Source organism: Bartonella taylorii 8TBB (assembly GCF_902825155.1).
Lineage (GTDB): Bacteria > Pseudomonadota > Alphaproteobacteria > Rhizobiales > Rhizobiaceae > Bartonella > Bartonella taylorii_A.
Window position 1 is genome coordinate 1 of record NZ_CADEAG010000187.1, and the last position, 400, is coordinate 400.

1 pseudogene is annotated in these 400 nt (G+C 40.0%); it reads left to right on the forward strand.

Annotated elements, in window-relative coordinates:
- Positions 1-400: pseudogene (locus J7R13_RS09225) on the forward strand (ATP-binding cassette domain-containing protein); the annotation flags it as partial.

A 400-nucleotide genomic window follows, 5' to 3' on the forward strand; every position in this document is an offset into this window, starting at 1 on the left:
GGGCTGGCAAAACACCATTAATCAATTTATTGCAACGTGTATACGACCCTACATTTGGACATATCTTTACTGACGGAATAGATATATGCTCCATTAACCGTGAATCCTTAGGTAATTCTCTAGCAACAGTGTTTCAAGCTGCTGGTCTTTTCAACCGTAGTATATACGACAATATCGCGATAGGAAAAGCAACTACAACGGACGAAGAACTTTATGAAGCAGCAAAAATAGCTTCCGCCCATGATTTTATTCTGAAAAAATCAATCTTTACGATACAATGGTTGGCGAGCGAGGCATTCAATTGTCAGGCGGAGAGAAACAGCGATTAGCAATTGCACGTGCTGTTTTTAAAAATGCACCCATTCTCATTCTAGATGAAGCAACCAGTGCTCTTGATGTT